Raw genomic sequence first — 18,002 nt, 5'->3', positions numbered from 1 at the left:
TAAGTTTATTTACCTTAGTGATTCCAAATTTCTTTCCAACAAGGTAGAAACAAGAACCCAACCTAAGAATAATTTAGAATTTCAATCCTGGGAAATAAGCCAAGTCGCCCAATTCTTCCTCGATTCTAAGCAATTGGTTATATTTAGCCATTCTGTCAGAACGAGAAGCCGAACCAGTTTTGATTTGACCACAGTTCAAGGCTACTGCCAAGTCAGCAATGGTTGAATCTTCAGTTTCGCCCGAACGGTGAGACATAATGCTCTTGTATTTGTTTCTATGAGCCAAGTTAACGGCATCAATAGTCTCCGTCAATGAACCGATTTGGTTAACTTTAACCAAAATAGCATTCGCAATATTTTGATCGATACCCTCTTGAAGTCTTTTTACGTTGGTTACGAACAAATCGTCACCTACCAACTGGATTTTCTTACCAGCTAAGCGAGTCAATTCAGCCCATCCAGCCCAATCGTCCTCTGCCATACCGTCTTCAATAGATTTGATTGGATATTTGTCAGCCCACTCGTTCCAGTAAGCGGCCATTTCCATAGAGTTTAATGACTTACCGCTTGATTTCTTGAATGTATAAAGGCCTGTTTTGGCATCATAAAACTCAGAAGCAGCTGCATCCATAGCAATGAATACATCCTCACCCGGCTTAAATCCTGCTTTCTCGATAGAAGTCAAAACGATTTCTATAGCCTCTTCGTTTGAACCAATATTTGGAGCAAATCCACCTTCGTCACCTACGTTTGTAGAATAACCTTTAGACTTTAGTACTTTTTTAAGATTATGGAAAATTTCAGTACCCATTCTCAATGAATCGGAGAAAGTGGCAGCACCCGCAGGCATAACCATAAATTCCTGGAAATCAATCGAATTGTCAGCATGTGAACCTCCATTTAAGATGTTCATCATCGGTACAGGCAAAGTGTTGGCATTTACGCCTCCCAAGTATCTGTACAATGGCAAACCGGCCTCTTGACAAGCTGCTTTGGCAACTGCTAACGAAACACCCAAGATAGCATTGGCTCCTAAATTGCCTTTGTTGGCAGTTCCGTCCAATTCTATCATTATTTTATCTATGTAGTTTTGCTCGAAAACATTCACACCTAAAAGCTCAGCTGCAATCTCCTCGTTAACATTCTTAACTGCCTTCAAAACACCCTTTCCAACATATACTTTATCGTCGTCGTCGCGAAGCTCAACTGCCTCGTGAACGCCTGTAGAAGCACCAGAAGGTACCGCTGCACGACCTAAATAACCATTTTCTGTTAATACATCTACCTCTACAGTAGGGTTGCCTCTTGAATCCAAGATTTGTCTGGCATGAATTTTAACGATTTGACTCATTTTCTTAAAATTAAATGTAAAATTTTTGGCTTTTTCATAGGGCAAATCAAAATTACCGCATGAAATACAATAAAAAACACTGCAAATTAACGGATTATTTGGCGTATTGCCATAATTTAAAAATCAAATTTTGCAATAATTTTATATTCGAAATGTATATTAGTACAATATTTGCAGGCGTTTAAGGCATATCACTATTCCTATTTTTATGCGAAAGATTATCTTGTTTTCCTTGCTTATTAGCTTTTCTAGTTTTTGCCAAGAAAAGCATCGAATTCAGTTTCCGAATGATTTTGAAAAAACTATACGCTCCTCCAATCCGCTCCATTTAATAGACCTTAGAACCAAAGGAGAATTTGAAGCCGGCCACATAAAAAAATCCGTCAATATAGACTTTTTGCGTTCAGATTTTGAAGATTATTTTAAAAGTATTTATCCCAAAAAAACACCTCTTGTACTTTACTGTCAATCAGGCAAAATGAGTGAAGATGCTGCCAATTATTTGATTGAACTGGGATATGAAAATATAATAACCTTGAAAGGAGGCTTCGAAAAATGGATATCAAACTCCAAGCCTTACACTTCTTCGAAGAAAACATTTGAGCCACTGGGTTTTATTTCAAAAGAAAACTACAATTCTCGGGTACGAGATAACAAATGGATTTTGGTAGATTTTTACGCCGACTGGTGTGGTCCATGTAAGAAAATGGCTCCGATTCTTTATAAAATCGATGAAGAAAACAGCCAACTCAGTCTCTTAAAAATAGATGCTGACAAGAATACAAGCATGACCGAAACACTAGAAGTTTCGGAGATTCCGACAATGATTCTCTACAAAAATGGAAAACAAGTTTGGAGACATACCGGCCTAATAACCGAGGCAGAAATAAAATCAAAGATATATTGAGGAATTGGTTTTGGTAGTCTAGTCATAAATTCAAATTTCACTGAAAATCATCCGGCATATATTTCTTTAAGTATTATCGGTAATAACCAGCAGAACCAATAAAAGTTTGAAATTGTTGTCTAAATAGTTAACTTTGTTACATGAATAGAAAGGTTGTAGCATACAAAAACTACTTTTTGGATTTCTATCGACTTCAAAATGAATCAATTCAAAAGAAAATTGAATGGACTTTGAGATTAATAGAAACAACCGATAAAGTGCCTGAAAAATACTTTAAATATTTAGCTGGGACCAAAGGCCTCTATGAAATAAGAGTAGAAGTTGGTACAAATATTTTCAGAATTTTCTCATTTTTTGATAGGGGAAATTTAGTTGTATTAGGAAATGCCTTTCAGAAAAAACCCGCAAAGACGCCAAAGAATGAATTGGAAAAAGCTTTAAAAATTAAAGAAGAATATGAAAATGAAAGAAAATAAGAATCTAACATCTTTAGATGAATTGTTAGACGAAAAATACGGAAAAATAGGAGAACCACTTAGGGAATCTTGGGAACAAGAATTTGAATCTTTCAAACTTGGTGTACTTTTAGAACAAGCTCGAACCAAACTCGGAATGACTCAGGAACAACTAGCAGAAAAGTGTGGAACCAACAAATCTTATATTTCCAGAATTGAAAACAATTCTTCAGATATTAGGCTTTCTACACTCATGAAAATTATTCAACAAGGACTTGGAGGTCATTTGAAACTATCTTTAGAATTGTAAATTACATTTTACCAACCTTCCACTAAAATCGTTAATTGGATTAACTAAAACCAAAGTCGGAAATACATCTCGTTTAGAGTTCAGGCAAAAAGGAAATTTTGCGTTTCTCATTCCCTATTTACCCAAAATTTAGGTATTTTTGGGTTTAATATGTCCCTAATAACTAAATATGATCGCTTATCTTAAAGGCAAATTGGTCGAGAAAGAACCTACCCATGTAATACTCGAGGTTGCTGGCATAGGGTATTGGGTTAAAATTTCACTTCAAACCTACTCGGCCCTTCAAAACACCACCGAAAATTGCTTGTTGCATACAGTTCAAATCATTAGAGAGGATTCGCATCAGCTTTTTGGTTTTTTCACAAAAGACGAGAAAGAACTCTTCGAAAACCTCATTAGTGTTTCAGGCATCGGTCCAAGCATTGCTTTGGTATTTTTGTCGAGCATGAATTCAATCGAAATCAAACAAGCCATTATATCGGAAGATGTAAAAACCATTCAAAACATCAAAGGTATTGGAGCCAAGACAGCTCAAAGAGCGGTTATTGAACTAAAAGACAAACTCAAAAAAGATATTATTGCGGAAGGAATAAACCCTACGATGTTTGCCTCAGCTAATCATACGCTTCGCTCAGAGGCACTTTCTGCATTGGTAACGTTGGGTATTCCGAAGGCTGCGGCTGAAAAAAGCGTGGATACCATCCTTAAAAGATCAGGAGGTGACATATCGCTAGAAGAATTGATAAAACTGTCGCTGAGATAACTCATACGTTTAATAAAAAAACTCCAAATTTAGAATATTGGCAGGATTTTAGACGTTTACTGCTATAATACTCTGAATTGCATTCCTTTTTATGCACCTAAAAATACCTTATAAACTCGTACTCCTAACAATTTTTGGCTTCGCTTTCACGGCAGAAGCACAGTTTCCTGTAACGGATTCACTCAACAACAAGAAAACTACCAATTACCTCAACATTTGGAAAGACACTTATCTTAACCGATTCAATTACCGCATCTCTCCGTTGCTTTCTGTAAATCCCGATAGTCTTAAAACCAAAGTTTTATTTAACTCTGATAACAATAGTTTTACGGTAAATGAGAGGCTGAGCAATAATTTAGACGTCAAAATGCCTCAGTCGTTGTCTTTCAATGAATACTCTAGCATTCAGAATGCCATGCTTCGGCAGAGCATCATCAGGGATATTGAAAAAGCACAAGATGGCAATACCTCGTTTTCTGGCAAAAGGATAAATCCGCTTTTGGAGAAAAACCCAATTATGGACAGGATATTTGGTGATAAAGTGCCGGAATTTAAACCTAACGGATATGTAAGTGTAGATTTAAGAGCTGGAACCAAGTTTGTAAATAACCCAATGCAGGCCTTAGCCTTAAGACGCCAGCCTTTTTTTGACTTTGATCAGCAAATAGCCATTAATTTTAATAACCTTTTTGGAGGTGGACAGAACAATAACCCAAATGCCGAAGATTTTGAAAGTCCAAATCCACAGGGCAACAATGGTACTCCAAGAATTCAGGACTTGAGAAATATCATGAGAAAAACTGGTCAAGCCAAAGAGAAAATGAACATTCTCGGAAACTTTGATACCAAGTCATCTTTTGGTTTTGAAAATAAATTTAAACTCAACTTCAAAAACGAGCCAGAAGATATTCTTCAAAAAGTAGAGTTAGGAAATATTTCTATGCCCAACAGAAGCCAGTTGATACCAGGGGTTCAGAATTTGATGGGTGTTAAACTTGGAATGAAATTCGGCAGACTTGACCTTACTACTGTATTCGCACAACAAAACTCGCGGACAGAATCCATAATGATCAATGGTGGTAGCCAAAGCCGAGGTTTTGAACTTAGGTGCGATAATTATGACGAAAACCGTCACTTTTTTCTATCACATTTTTTCAGAGATCAGTTTGAGAAATCTCTCAAAAACCTCCCTATGGTTACTTCGGGTGTGAGAATAACCAGATTGGAAGTCTACGTAACCAACCGAACCAACAACGTGAGTTCCATGCGAAACTTGGTAGGTTTGAGCGATTTGGCTGAGAAAAATCCTTACAGAACGGATATCGTTGTTCCAAACAATAACATTTCTGCCGCCGATAATAAATCAAACAATTTGTTTACGGGTATTGTAAACAATGAGTCATTTAGAAGAATTGATAACAGTGGAAACATCTTGACCGGTATGGGTCTAAAAAATGGGGAGGATTTTGAGCTGTTGCGTGGGGCCAAAAAGCTGACAGACCGAGAATTTGAGATTCAACCCGAGTTAGGTTACATTTCATTATTAACCCCACTCAGGAACGACGAAATATTAGCTGTAGCTTATGAATATACCTATCAAGGCCGAGCCTACAAAGTGGGCGAACTAACCGAGGATTATGTGAGCCGAAAGGAAGACGAAGTAATCATCCTAAAAATGCTAAAGTCGTCGACAATAAGAAACAGGCTGAACAACCCGATGTGGAACCTGATGATGAAAAACGTTTATTCATTGGCCCAAGGGCAAATAAAAAAGGAAGGATTTCAGCTAAGGATTGTATACAAAGACGACCAGACGGGTATGGATACGCCCAATTTGAAAGAGGGCAAGAACTTTGCAAATGTCCCACTGATTGAGGCATTGAAGTTGGACAAGCTAAACTTTAACAACGACCCGAAAAAAGACGGTAACTTTGACTATGTAGAGGGCGTCACCATTAACGAAAAATACGGTCGGATAATTTTCCCTGTTTTGGAGCCATTTGGTAGCCACATCAATAAGCTTTTTGAAGGCGAACCTGACCTGCAGAAAAAATACGTTTTTGATGAGTTGTACAAAAAGACTTTGATGGATGCCCAGCAGGTAAGTCTCAAAAATAAATTTTTCATATCTGGAAGTGTACAATCTGGCGGTTCCGAAATTTCCCTTCCTCTTGGAGCCTCTGGTGCCTCTGTGAGAGTTTACGCTGGTGGAAACGAATTAAAACAAGGTGTAGATTACACCGTTGACACCCAACAAGGCACCATAATGATTACCAACCAGAGTATTCTTAGCTCTGGCAGACAAATAAGAATAGACTACGAAAAACCAGATATTTTTCAGGCACAAATTCGCCGTTTATTCGGTATGCGGTTCGACTACACGGTCAGTCGCTATTTGAGAATCGGCGGTACCGTACTTTCGTTAAAAGAAAACACTCCAGGATTTATAACCAGAACGGCCATTGGCAACGAGCCCGTGAATAACACCATTTGGGGTTTAGACTTGAACCTCAAAAAAGACTTCATGGGTTTGACCAAAATGCTCGATGCTTTGCCGGGCATTCAAACCAAAGAACCATCAACGGTGATTCTGAATGCTGAGTTTGCACAGCTGCGTCCAGGGGTGAACAATAAAAAAGTAAAAGGCAACTCTATGATAGACGACTTTGAGTTTGCCAGAAACATTAATGATTTAAGTCGTCAGCCAACGAAATGGAGACTGGGGTCTACACCAGGTGCGATTCTTGAAAAAACGACCGAGTTCCCAAGAAATCAATATGCTTACAATTACAATAGAGCTAAAATATCAGCTTACACTGTTGATATGTCTGCTTATATTTCTCAAGGTTTTGGTTCAAACAGTATTATTCCTGAAGAATTAAAGAATGAAGCAAGTTCAAATATTTACACAAGAGGATTTCAGATTCAAGATATTTTTCCGGGAAGAAGTCGCCAAGTTTTTGCTCAACAATTACCTTCGGCCATTTTCGACCTTTCGTTTTTCCCATCGGAGCCTGGAATGTACAATTACAACCCAAATCTTAACTCTCAAGGTAGGTTAATAGACCCTAAAAAGAGTTTTGGTTCAGTAATGAGAGGAATCACCTTCGATGCTGACTTTGACAATTCCAACATAGAATACTTGGAATTTTGGCTTCTAGACCCATTTGCAGATGTGGTTAGGGCTAGTCGAAACGAATCAATTAGAAATACCACCGGAGGAAAGTTATTAATTCAGCTTGGTGATGTATCAGAAGACGTAGTTCCTGATAGTAGATTTAACTTCGAAAATGGCATAAAAGAATCTGCAACAGGCCTCTCTAATCCAGTGAATACAGATTGGGGATTGGCTCCAAGAACACAGTTTATTACGGATGCCTTTGACAATTCAGAAAGCATTAGACTAAAACAAGACGTTGGCTTAGACGGTCTTTCGAACGCCGAGGAACGTGAATACAAAAACCCTAACAGCATTAACAACAATGAAGGAATAAAAGGCTTTCTTACCACTCTTGAAGGCAAAAATATCGACCCTCAAGCACTTGAAAACATAAAAAGAGACCCATCAAAAGATGATTTTAACTATTTCTTAGACCCGATTTGGGATGCGACAGATGCTACTTTCTTGGAGCGTTTTAAAAACTATCTGGGTATGGAAAATAATGCCCCACCAATTACTGAGAATGTAACCAACCTAAATAGTGCTTCTAATATTAACCAAGCATCTACTAATTTGGCAGACAAGGAAGATATCAACCAAGATAATACCATTAACCAAGTAGAGGATTATTTTGAATACGAAATAGACTTGTACCAAACTGAAGGAACTACTCCAAATTCTGGGGTTCTTAAGAGAAACAAATTCATTGTAGATCAAGTAAACACTAACGGAGCCACTTGGTACTTACACAGAATTCCTATCAGAAAACCCACTAGAAGTTTTCCTACTGGGAAAGAAGGATTTAAATCCATCAGATTTGTGAGAATGGTCACTACGGAATGGGCACAACCTGTGGTGTTGAGATTTGCTTCTTTACAGTTGGTTTCTAACCAATATAGGGTGTATGCCAACAGCCTTACAGATAACAGTGCCTTTGAGGTTCCCCAAGACAGTTCAAGTACGGCGGTTTTTAAAACTTCCTCTGTCAATGTTGAGGAAAATGGATGTCCGATAGATGGTGACTGTAATATTAAACCGGGTACTACGCCTTATGTGGTTCCTCCAGGATTCATCAGAGACAGAGACTTTACGACGCAAATTTTGACTGAAATGAACGAGCAGTCATTGAGTATGTCAGTAGAAGACCTAAAAGGTGGCGAAGCCAGAGCGGTATTCAAAAACACCAAACTGGATTTGAACATGTACAAACGCATAAAGATGTTTGTACATATGCAAACTAAGAACAATTTAGATAACTCTGCAGGACTGTTTTTAAGAATAGGTACCGATTTAAAAAGCAACTATTACGAAGTAGAAATTCCAAAACTAAAAAGGACCGTAAATGGCTCTTTTGATGTTTCGGCTATATGGCCAGAAGAAAATGAACTTGATGTACCACTAGATTTATTGAGGAACCTGAAATTGAAACGAAACCGAAATAGGTTTTCAATGAATCAACGATACTCCTTAGATACCTTAGTTAATGGCACCGCCTCAGGCGATTTTGGAGACAACGGTTTAGAGAAGCCAAAAACTAGACAATATAAAATAACCGTAGTAGGTAACCCAGACTTTAGTAATGTACTTACAATGATGATTGGTATCAAAAACAATGACACCATCAATAAATTCATTGGTACGGAATTTACTGTTTGGTGTAATGAACTACGTGCTTATGAGTTTGACCAAGAAAATGGCGAAGCAGGGATATTTTCAGCGGATATTAAACTGGCTGATGTGGGCACATTGATGCTGAATGGAAACTTTAAAAACTACGGTTTTGGTGGAGTGCAAGATAGAATCAGTATGCGTTCAAGAGAAGTTTCGAAAGGGTTTGGAGTAGCTTCGAATTTGGCTTTGGACAAGTTCTTCCCGATGAAATGGGGATTGAGCATTCCATTTTTTGCCAATTACGACCACCAAATAATCACACCTACATTTAACCCACTCGATCCTGATATTAGATTGGAGGATGCACTTTTGAATAGGAGCATTTTCCAAGAAAACTTGAGCAGAGAAATAGTAGAAGAAGATGCTGTAACGAAAGGCTTTAACTTCACTAATGTAAGAAAAACCAAGACCAAAACGGGTGGCAAAGACCATTTTTATGACATAGAAAACTTCACGGTATCTTATGCACAAAACCGCATAGAACGTCGTAGTGTGCTTCTGGAAAAGAATCTACAGACGCAAAACAGAGCTGCTTTGAGTTACCAATATTCTCCAAAAGGGTTTACCTGGGAACCATTTAAAAAGGCCAAAAACTTTGACAAACCGATTCTTAAAAACCTAAAAGAATTTAATTTGTCGCCAATTCCTAATCTTATTGCATTCAGAAGCGACTACGACAGAAGTTATTTCTTGACACAATACAGAAATGCAAAACTTGAAACTTCAGACATATCGCCCAACATCATAAAGTATTTTCTTGGAAACAGATATTACGATGCACAGTGGAATCTGACAAAGTCCATTGTATTCTCTTACAATGCCCAGATGACGTCCATCCAAGATGATATAGACTCCATAAGTAATGAGGAAATTAAGTTTTTCCAAGGGCTAAAAACATTGGGAAGAGCCAAGAATTACACACAAAAAATGCAAGCCACCTATCGCTTGCCATTGGATAAGTTCTTTTTGCTCGACTGGATGAAAGCTGACTCGAGGTTCAACAATAATTTTGGATACACCGCTGGCTCATTTAAAATTGAAGACGAAAACGGAGATGCCTTTGGAAATATGCTAGAAAACGGGAGAGAGTTAGCCGTAAACGGTCAAGTAGATTTAGTAAAACTTTATAACAAAATAAGGTTTCTAAAAGCAGCCAATACACCTACCCCACCTCGCCAGAGATTTACGCGGGCCCCAGGTGACGACGAAGAAGTCAAACTCCAAACTGGAAGTGTGACAAAAAGCATCACCAGATTATTGATGACATTAAGAGGAATTAATTTTGATTTTGCACTTTTCGAAACTACACTTTTGCCTGGATTCTTGCCTGCTCCGAAATTTTTTGGGTTGGACAATAGCAACCAGTTTGCTCCGGGAATAGAGTTTGTGATGGGCAGCCAAAACAGAAACATTCATAAAATAGCTGCTCAAAAAGATTGGCTTTCAAAGAGTATTGTACAAAACAACCCTTTCACACAGACGAGAGGAGTTAAGTTTAACTTCGGTACAAGGCATGAACCATTTAAAGGTTTAACCATGCAAATTAGGGGAGAATTAACTCGTGGCGATAGCTATCAAGAAATGTATAGACCAGAGACTGTTGGAGGTGGATTTAATACCCTAAATCCCGTAAGAAATGGAAACTTCAGCATGTCATTCTGGTCATTTAAGACAGGTTTTGCGAAAATGAGTAATGACTCGGCAAGTTTGTACCAGTATGATATTTTTGACAATATGGTGGCCAATCGCCAAAAAGTAGTAGATAGATTAAATAGCATAAATACAAACAGTGAGGGTGTTTTAGAAGGAAAATATGACTTAAATTCACAGGATGTATTAATTCCTTCCTTCTTCTCAGCTTACTCAGGGCAGTCATTAGATAAGATTTTTGAGAAATCTATCAAAAAAGGTGGCAAGACTTTTAATCCGTTCCTATCCTTCCCAATGCCAAACTGGAGACTGGATTATCAAGGACTAGAAAAACTACCCGGATTCAAAAAAGTATTCAATTCAATTACTTTAAGCCACCAGTATAGATCAACATACAGTGTTGGGAACTTCACCTCTTCTCTTGAGTATGGTTCTCAACTGTTGAATCTTGCGATAAGAGATTATCCACTTGGAGATAAAACGGTGGAGACTTTTACAAGAATACCAATGCTTAACTCTGGCACTCCATTGTTTGCTCCGGCCTTTATCATGAGCACCATCACCATGGAAGAGAAATTTTCGCCTGTTATTGGTGTACAATTTACCACCAAGAAGAATTTCACGGGTTCATTTAATTGGAATAAAGAACGGAAAGCGGCTTTGAATCTTTCAAATGCTCAGGTGGCTGAGTACAACAGTCGTGATTTCGTGTTTGGCCTTGGTTTCAAACGCAATAATGTGAAACTTCCATTCAGAGGAAGAGATGGAAACCTTATAGTTCTGAAGAATGATTTGAACTTCCGAATGGATTTTACAAGCCGTGACCAAAAAGTTCTTCAAAGAAGATTGGATGGTGATGCTGTACCTATTAATGGTAGCTATAACTTGCAAATTAGGCCTCAGTTGCAATACCAAATTAATAAGAAAATAAACATGGGTATGTATTGGGAAAGAATTGTTAATACTCCATTTACATCCATTACACCTGAAAGTAATTCTTCCATTTTTGGAATGAATGCAAGGTTTAATTTAAGTGATTAAATAGAACATTATGATCATAAAAAACTAAAAAAGCTCTTCAGTAACAATCCTGAAGAGCTTTTTTTTACAATTTTAAACTATCTTAGTCAACCCAATCAGCAATAAAAAGATTGGTATCTCTTGTGCCTCCGTTGTCTCTATTTGAACTAAAAATCAGCTTTTTTCCATCATATGAAAACATTGGGAATGCATTGAAATTACTCTCGGTCGTTATTTTCTGAAGGTTTGTACCATCTGAATTGATCATATATAGCTGAAAATCGTAACCTCTTTGCGAATGGTGATTAGATGCAAAAATTATCTTGTCGCCCTTTGGTGTGAAGTATGGAGCCCAGTTTGCTTTTCCGAGATTGGTAACTTGTTTCAAATCTGAGCCATCCACATTACAAGTGAAAATCTCCATGTTTGTTGGGGCTACTAAATTCTTTTTCAAGTTTTCCTTGTACTCCTCTCTCTCGGCCTCACTGTTAAATCTGGATGCTCTAAAAACCAATTTCTTGCTATCTGGCGAAAAGAAAGCACCACCATCATAACCCAACTCATGTGTAACTTGTCTTACATTCTTACCATCTATGTCCATGATGTACAAGTCCAAGTCGCCGTTTCTGGTACTGGTAAATACTATACTTTTGCCATCAGGCGAAACCGTCGCTTCGGCATCATAACCCGGCGTATTAGTCAACTGCTTCTTCACCTTTCCTTTCAAATCGGCAACATAAATATCAAAAGTCTCATAAACGGCCCATAGATATTTTTTACCCATTTCAGGAGGCATTGGACAAGCATGGCCCCCTGCTTCGTGTGTGCTGGCATAAATAACACCTTTGCCATTTGGCATAAAAAAGCTACAAGTAGTTCTACCAAAACCTGTACTAATCAGATTAGGTTTCTTGGTTTTGGTGTCCTTGTTTACATCCAAATAAAATATCTGATCACATTCAAGGCCCCACTGTTTGTTGTCCGACTGAAAACTAATGTATTTGTCATTTCTGCTGAAATAAGCCTCTGCATTGTTTCCGCCAAAAGTCAACTGCCTAACATTTTTAAGGTGTTTTTCATCTACACCTTGTGCTGCCAGATTAAGAGAAATCAAGGATAGCACTATAACTAAACGATTCATATTAAAAGTATTAAGTATATTTATTAGTTTGAAAATTAATAATTCAAAGGTAAGGTTTATGTGGACACAAACTTATGCGGACACAAACTTTGGCGGACACAAACTTTTACTGAAGTTGAACCGCTTAAAGTTTGTGAGGACACAAACTTTGGCCGACACAAACATTGGCGGACACAAAATTTGGCTGAAATTAATGAAACCTGTCTTCTCTAACTTCTAGATTTTTCATAATTTCAGCTTCCTGAACCAATAATTCCTCCCAACGGCGTCTCACCTTTTCCTTGGGATTATATTGCTCCGCTATTTCGATAAAATTGCGATAATGAAGTGCTTCGGCAATCATCAGTTCATGGTAAAACTTGCTCAAAGTTTGATCAGAGATATGCTCAGACAATAGTTTAAACCTTTCAGCACTACGAGCTTCTATCAAAGCAAAAACCAAACAATCTTCCATCAATTGGTCGTATCGCGTACCATCGCCACGCTTACATTTGTCTAACTGTGTTACGTATTCATCTTTTCTTTTGTGCGTCAGTTGAATATCCCGCTTTTTCATTTCCTTCAACACTGCCTGAAAATGTCCCCATTCCTCTGTCACTACGGGCGAAAGTGTATCCACCAGAAAGTCACAATCGGGATATTTTACAATCAAAGTAATGCACTTGGTTGCGGCCTTTTGCTCGCAAAATGCATGATCTATGAGTATGTCCGCGATGTTCATCTCGGCAATATTCACCCATCTTGGGTCTGAGGGAAGCTTTAAACCAAGTGTAGTTAAATGTTGATTATCCAAGGTTCTTGATTTGTTTAAGGCTTTGTTTTTTATCTAGAGTCATCAAAAAACATGGTAACAAAATTAGGTTTGAAATCATACCAATCAACAAGGTAATAGAAACCAACAAACCTAAGAATACAGTTCCTTTAAAACCAGAAGCAACGAATATTCCAAAACCAAAAAACAGAATTATCGCTGTGTAAAACATACTAATACCTGTATATTTGATGGTCTCTGATATGGCTTGAGAAATACTCTTACCTTTCAGAATCTCCTCTTTGTATTTGGTCAAGAAATATATGGTGCCGTCGCTGGCTATACCAAATGCAATACTAAAAATCAAAGTAGTCGAGGGCTTCAATGGTATTCCAAAATAACCCATAATGCCGGCAGTAATGACCAGCGGAATAATACTCGGAATTGTAGAAATCAAAACCGTTCTAAAATTCAAAAACTGCGAGGCCATTACCATCGAAACCAAAATAATTGCCAAAAGTGTACTTTCTCCCAAATTGCCCAACAAATAGTCGTTACCTTTTGTAAAAACCACCCCGTTGCCTGTCAATTTAACATCAACCTGTTGATCTTTCGGCTTCCATTGGTTCGTTTCTTTGTCAAAATTAAAGATGGTATCAGCTTTGGCTTGAAGAGCCGTAAACATTTCTCGCATTCTTACGGTACCCACGTCAGCACTTTGAAAGCTAACTCTTGTTTTCTGTTTCTTCTCATCCAAAAATGCAGAGAGCATATTTTCACCTTTACCAGTTCCCTTTACATATTCAGCCATTTTCTGCAATTCCATTGCAGGAGGAAGCACAAAATATTTGGATTCTCCACCTCTATAACCTTGGTAAACAAACCTCAAGCCTTCTACAATAGACAATGGCTTAGTAAATTCTGGATATTTCGAAAACTCCCTTTGAAGTACCTTTATTTGGTTTAAAATGACTGGATTAAAAACTCCATTGTCCTCTTTGGTATCAATCATAACCTCAAAAGGCACAATGCCCTTGAAATTTTTCTCTACAAATTTTAAGTCGGCATAAATAGGATCTTTCTCGGGTAAGTCATCCACCACAAAACCTATGGCCTTGATTTTTGTTGCTCCATAGACAGAAGCACCCACTATAATTGCCACAATCCAATAAGTAACCGTACGGCGATTATGAACAAAGAAATCTATCTTTTTAAGAATATTAGAAATGTTCTTATTCTCCAAATGTCTCACATGCTTTGGCTTAGGATCAGCCACATAGCTGAAAATAGTAGGAATCAATATCAATGAAATAGCCCATGTAGAAATAACTGCAATGGCGGCCACCAAACCAAACTCCAGTAACAAAGGACTACCAGTGAAATAAAAAACAAAAAAACCAATGAATGTGGTAACATTCGCGATAAATGTAGTTTTACCGATTTTTTCAATTGAAATAAATAATGCTTCTCGTTTATTGCCAATGCGAAGGTATTCTTCTTGGTATTTATTGATTAAAAAAATGGAATTCGGAATACCAATGACTATAATCAATGGAGGAATCATCCCGGTCAGGATAGAAATTTTATAATCAAACAAGGCTATCAAACCTACCGCCCAAATAACTGCGATAATAATGACTGCAATGGAATAAAAAACCACTCGTAAAGACTTGAAAAACAAATAAAGGATGATGGTGGTAACCAAAAAGGCCAATCCCATAAATAGGCTCAATTCTTCTCGTACTTTCGACATAAAGTTTGTACGAATGAACGGCATACCCGAAAAATGCATCTTGATATTGTTCTTCGCACCGAATGACTCTGCCTCAGACTCCACCAATTTACTAAGTGATATTCTATCTTTGCTGTTGAGTTTGGTTTGATCAAACGTAACAGCCATAATATGGGCGTTGCCCTGATAAACCAATCCTTCATAAAAAGGAAGGCTTGAAATCTTACTCTTCAAGGAATCTACTTCTCCTTGTGTCTTTGGTTTTGAGGTCAATAATGGTTTAAATTCAAATTTCTTAGCTGCTTCATTTTTTTGAATTTCCGCCAAACTTGCAACAGAAAGTACGTTTTTGATACCCTCAATTCTTTTAATTTTCTGGGTCAAATCATACCAATCTCCAAAAACAGTTAAGTCATAAATCTTGTCAGACTCAATAGCAATGACCATCACATTACCATCCTCACCAAATTGTTTCTTAAAATCTTCGTAAATCTTGAAGCTCTCGTCGTTTTGAGGGAGTATTTTTGGCAATTCATAGGATAGTTCCAAACGCGAAATTTGATATCCCATAAATACAGTCACCAAGCCAATAAAACCCAAAAACTTTAAACGATGGTTTAAAATCAACGCAGCAACTTTTTTCCAAAAACCGGCAAACAATTTATTTAAAAACGACATGTATTCTTTGTATTGAAATAATTCTGCAAAAATACAGATTTTAGTTTGTCTATTGAAATAAAATACGACTATAAACCAGTGTATTTAGACCAAATTAAGCAATTGAAAGATCTGGAAAGCAGCATCAAGTGGGCTCAATTGGTTATCTGAAACCATCGTCTCAAATTTTTGAACATTGGCTTTTAGATTGTCATTGTTCTGGATGTGGTTTTCTACCAAATGAATCAAAGAGCGATTCATCCAACTGATTTTTTGGGCCTTTCTATTTTCTTCAAAGAAGCCATTGGCACTTAACTTTGCTTGATAATCTAAAATAAACTGCCATATTTCATCAAAACCAGTAGAATTTAACGCAGAACAAGATAAAATATCCACATTAGGCTTGGCCGCACGAGGTGGAAACAAATGCAAGGCTTGAGCAAAGTTGCTTTTTACCTTACCTAAAATCTCTTTTTCAATTTGATCTGATTTATTAATTACCACCAAATCAATCATTTCCATAATCCCACGCTTAATACCCTGCAAGTCGTCTCCAGCACCAGCAATGGTCAAAAACAACAGCATGTCGGTCATCTCTTTAACAGCCGTTTCTGACTGCCCCACTCCCACTGTCTCCACCACTACAAAATCATAACTGGCTGCCTCACAAAGCAATATACTTTCCAACGTACTTTGGGCCACACCGCCCAATTCTAAACCAGCAGGACTTGGTCGTATAAACACATTAGGCTGACCCACCAATTTTTCCATGCGGGTTTTGTCTCCCAATATACTCCCACCACTTATTTTGCTACTCGGATCTATGGCCAAAACCGCCACCTTTTTACCCTTTTTAAGCAAAAAATCTCCGAAGCCATCAATAAAAGTGCTTTTACCCACTCCAGGAGCTCCGGTTATACCTAGCCTAAAACTCTTTCCTATAAAAGGCAATATACTGTTTACCAACTCATTGGCTTGTTTCCTATCCACTACAGACTTGCTTTCTACCAAAGTTATGGCACGGCTCAACACTGACTTTTCACCAGCCAGAATACCATTTTTAAACTCTTCAGTAGTAAGTCTGTTTTTAGCCATCAATACAAATCTGTTTTAAGAAAAGGAATCAAAGCCAAAATCACAGCTTGGGTGTAGTATTGCGTCCTATCTATCACATTATTAGTGAGTAAGCCTGTTGTACCCATTTTTTGTTTGGTGTTATTTTGCCCAAAAACTATCTCATCGGCATGGCCAAGTTCGTAACCTTCATTTATCAAATCAATTACCTTTGTAACGTCCTGAAATAATGATACAGGTTTTTTAAAAGTTAAAAATACAATCTTTAGACAGTAGTAGCATCAATGTTACTACTGTTTTTTTTTGATTTATATGTTTTCATTTTTATTTCGGACTGTTGATGCATTTCATGAGGTGTTAGTAAGTAATTAGAAATATGAGGTCTTTTATGGTTATATGTATGAACAGACTCTTTGACCAATTTTCCTATTTCTTCTAGCTCTAAATCGTACTGGTCAATTTTAAATTCTTGTTTTAAAATACCATTTATTCTTTCCGCTACTGCATTTTCATATGGGTCTGAGTTTTGTGTCATACTGCATAAAACTTTGTGTTTTGATAATATCTCTTGATATATATTTGAACAATATTGCAGACCTCTATCGGAATGGTGTATTAATGGCAATCCCTTCGATTTTCTTTCTCTCAATGCCATTTTTAGAGCTTTTACGCTACTTTCAGCATTTAAATTATCAGCAACATTAAACCCCATTATTCTTTTCGAATAGGCATCGGTCACTAAGCTTAGATACCTTGGTTTCTCTCTTCTTCCAATGTAAGTGATATCCGAAACCCAAACCTGATTTGGTCTTTTTATATCAATATTTAGGATTAGATTATCATGCTTTTTAAACCGATGTTTAGAGTTTGTAGTTACATGATAACGGCGTCTTGGCTGAATAAAAAGATGATTTGCTTTCATTATCGCAAAGAATTTATCTCTGCCAATATCAAGACTTTGTAGCTCTTTATTTAAGATATAGTATAACTTTTTGCCACCAATCATTGGCATCGTTTTTCTAACTTCTAATATCATATCCACAACTACTTCGGCTTTAAAAATCTTGACCTCCTTTCTTTTTATACTCCTGTAATACACCTGTCTATCAATCCCGAACAAATGACAGGCAAAACTCAAGGTTTGGTTTTCTTCTTGTCTAAATTGATCGATTGTTCGGGTGAGGAGTTTTTTCGGATATCAATTTGATATTCTTTTTCAGCTAAATTTATCATCATATCAAAGATGATTGCTTTTTTATCTGAAACATTGGCTAAATGTTCATAATAAGCTCTTTGTTTTTCTAAAAGCTTAACCTTAGCCTCAAGCTCCATTATTCTTTGCTCAGGTGTTTTCGGCATA

General features: G+C 37.3%; 12 protein-coding genes and 1 pseudogene. 5 read left to right on the top strand and 8 right to left on the bottom strand.

The genetic code is table 11. From position 1 onward, the window contains the following. Positions 1-73: 73 nt before the first annotated feature. Positions 74-1,351 (bottom strand): phosphopyruvate hydratase, encoded by a 1,278-nt coding sequence (gene eno / locus EGI31_RS22950; RefSeq protein WP_255039524.1) that lies wholly within the window; start codon positions 1,349-1,351, stop codon positions 74-76. Between the two features lie 208 nt (positions 1,352-1,559). Here eno and EGI31_RS22945 point away from each other — a divergent pair, with 208 nt between their 5' ends. The 5 genes from EGI31_RS22945 to sov all read left to right on the top strand — a co-directional run bounded on the left by EGI31_RS22945 (position 1,560) and on the right by sov (position 11,308). Then, positions 1,560-2,258, top strand: a complete 699-nt coding sequence (locus EGI31_RS22945) for a thioredoxin domain-containing protein (RefSeq protein WP_255039523.1) — start codon at positions 1,560-1,562, stop codon at positions 2,256-2,258. Between the two features lie 140 nt (positions 2,259-2,398). After that, complete coding sequence (locus tag EGI31_RS22940) at positions 2,399-2,734, top strand: type II toxin-antitoxin system RelE/ParE family toxin (RefSeq protein WP_255039522.1); 336 nt, start codon at positions 2,399-2,401, stop codon at positions 2,732-2,734. Continuing rightward, positions 2,715-3,023, top strand: a complete 309-nt coding sequence (locus tag EGI31_RS22935; protein ID WP_255039521.1) for a helix-turn-helix domain-containing protein — start codon at positions 2,715-2,717, stop codon at positions 3,021-3,023. The genes EGI31_RS22940 and EGI31_RS22935 overlap by 20 nt, the downstream gene beginning before the upstream one ends. A gap of 169 nt (positions 3,024-3,192) precedes the next feature. Beyond that, positions 3,193-3,786, top strand: a complete 594-nt coding sequence (gene ruvA, locus EGI31_RS22930; RefSeq protein ID WP_255039520.1) for a Holliday junction branch migration protein RuvA — start codon at positions 3,193-3,195, stop codon at positions 3,784-3,786. Between the two features lie 91 nt (positions 3,787-3,877). Next, positions 3,878-11,308: a T9SS outer membrane translocon Sov/SprA gene (gene sov, locus EGI31_RS22925; RefSeq protein WP_255039519.1), complete on the top strand. Its 7,431-nt coding sequence runs from the start codon at positions 3,878-3,880 to the stop codon at positions 11,306-11,308. 82 nt (positions 11,309-11,390) lie between these two features. Here the strand turns inward: sov and EGI31_RS22920 are convergent, their stop codons facing one another. From EGI31_RS22920 to EGI31_RS22890, 7 genes and pseudogenes are all read right to left on the bottom strand, one after another. Then, positions 11,391-12,428: a TolB-like translocation protein gene (locus EGI31_RS22920; protein ID WP_255039518.1), complete on the bottom strand. Its 1,038-nt coding sequence runs from the start codon at positions 12,426-12,428 to the stop codon at positions 11,391-11,393. A 190-nt stretch (positions 12,429-12,618) separates the two neighbouring features. Next, on the bottom strand, positions 12,619-13,221 hold the full coding sequence (locus EGI31_RS22915; RefSeq protein WP_255039517.1) for a MiaE family protein: 603 nt from the start codon (positions 13,219-13,221) through the stop codon (positions 12,619-12,621). Then, complete coding sequence (locus EGI31_RS22910; protein ID WP_255039516.1) at positions 13,214-15,589, bottom strand: efflux RND transporter permease subunit; 2,376 nt, start codon at positions 15,587-15,589, stop codon at positions 13,214-13,216. Before EGI31_RS22910 ends, EGI31_RS22915 begins: the two co-directional genes overlap by 8 nt. Before the next feature lie 84 nt (positions 15,590-15,673). Continuing rightward, positions 15,674-16,663, bottom strand: coding sequence for a methylmalonyl Co-A mutase-associated GTPase MeaB (meaB, locus tag EGI31_RS22905; protein WP_255039515.1), 990 nt, complete (start codon positions 16,661-16,663; stop codon positions 15,674-15,676). Continuing rightward, positions 16,663-16,848, bottom strand: coding sequence for a DUF84 family protein (locus tag EGI31_RS22900; protein WP_255039576.1), 186 nt, complete (start codon positions 16,846-16,848; stop codon positions 16,663-16,665). Before EGI31_RS22900 ends, meaB begins: the two co-directional genes overlap by 1 nt. A gap of 59 nt (positions 16,849-16,907) precedes the next feature. Further along, positions 16,908-17,741, bottom strand: a complete 834-nt coding sequence (locus EGI31_RS22895; RefSeq protein WP_255037445.1) for an IS3 family transposase — start codon at positions 17,739-17,741, stop codon at positions 16,908-16,910. A 35-nt stretch (positions 17,742-17,776) separates the two neighbouring features. Continuing rightward, positions 17,777-18,002, bottom strand: a pseudogene (locus EGI31_RS22890) (transposase); the annotation flags it as partial.

The organism is Lacihabitans soyangensis (assembly GCF_024343775.1).
In the GTDB taxonomy this organism is placed as follows: domain Bacteria; phylum Bacteroidota; class Bacteroidia; order Cytophagales; family Spirosomataceae; genus Leadbetterella; species Leadbetterella soyangensis.
The sequence above is the reverse complement of the archived record's forward strand: the minus strand, read 5'-3'. Positions and strand labels throughout refer to the sequence as shown.

Excerpts from the sequence above, each read along its gene's own strand:
- eno (WP_255039524.1), bottom strand. The coding sequence starts at position 1,351 with ATGAGTCAAATCGTTAAAATTCATGCCAGACAAATCTTGGATTCAAGA.
- EGI31_RS22945 (WP_255039523.1), top strand. The coding sequence starts at position 1,560 with ATGCGAAAGATTATCTTGTTTTCCTTGCTTATTAGCTTTTCTAGTTTT.
- EGI31_RS22940 (WP_255039522.1), top strand. The coding sequence starts at position 2,399 with ATGAATAGAAAGGTTGTAGCATACAAAAACTACTTTTTGGATTTCTAT.
- EGI31_RS22935 (WP_255039521.1), top strand. The coding sequence starts at position 2,715 with ATGAAAATGAAAGAAAATAAGAATCTAACATCTTTAGATGAATTGTTA.
- ruvA (WP_255039520.1), top strand. The coding sequence starts at position 3,193 with ATGATCGCTTATCTTAAAGGCAAATTGGTCGAGAAAGAACCTACCCAT.
- sov (WP_255039519.1), top strand. The coding sequence starts at position 3,878 with ATGCACCTAAAAATACCTTATAAACTCGTACTCCTAACAATTTTTGGC.
- EGI31_RS22920 (WP_255039518.1), bottom strand. The coding sequence starts at position 12,428 with ATGAATCGTTTAGTTATAGTGCTATCCTTGATTTCTCTTAATCTGGCA.
- EGI31_RS22910 (WP_255039516.1), bottom strand. The coding sequence starts at position 15,589 with ATGTCGTTTTTAAATAAATTGTTTGCCGGTTTTTGGAAAAAAGTTGCT.
- meaB (WP_255039515.1), bottom strand. The coding sequence starts at position 16,663 with ATGGCTAAAAACAGACTTACTACTGAAGAGTTTAAAAATGGTATTCTG.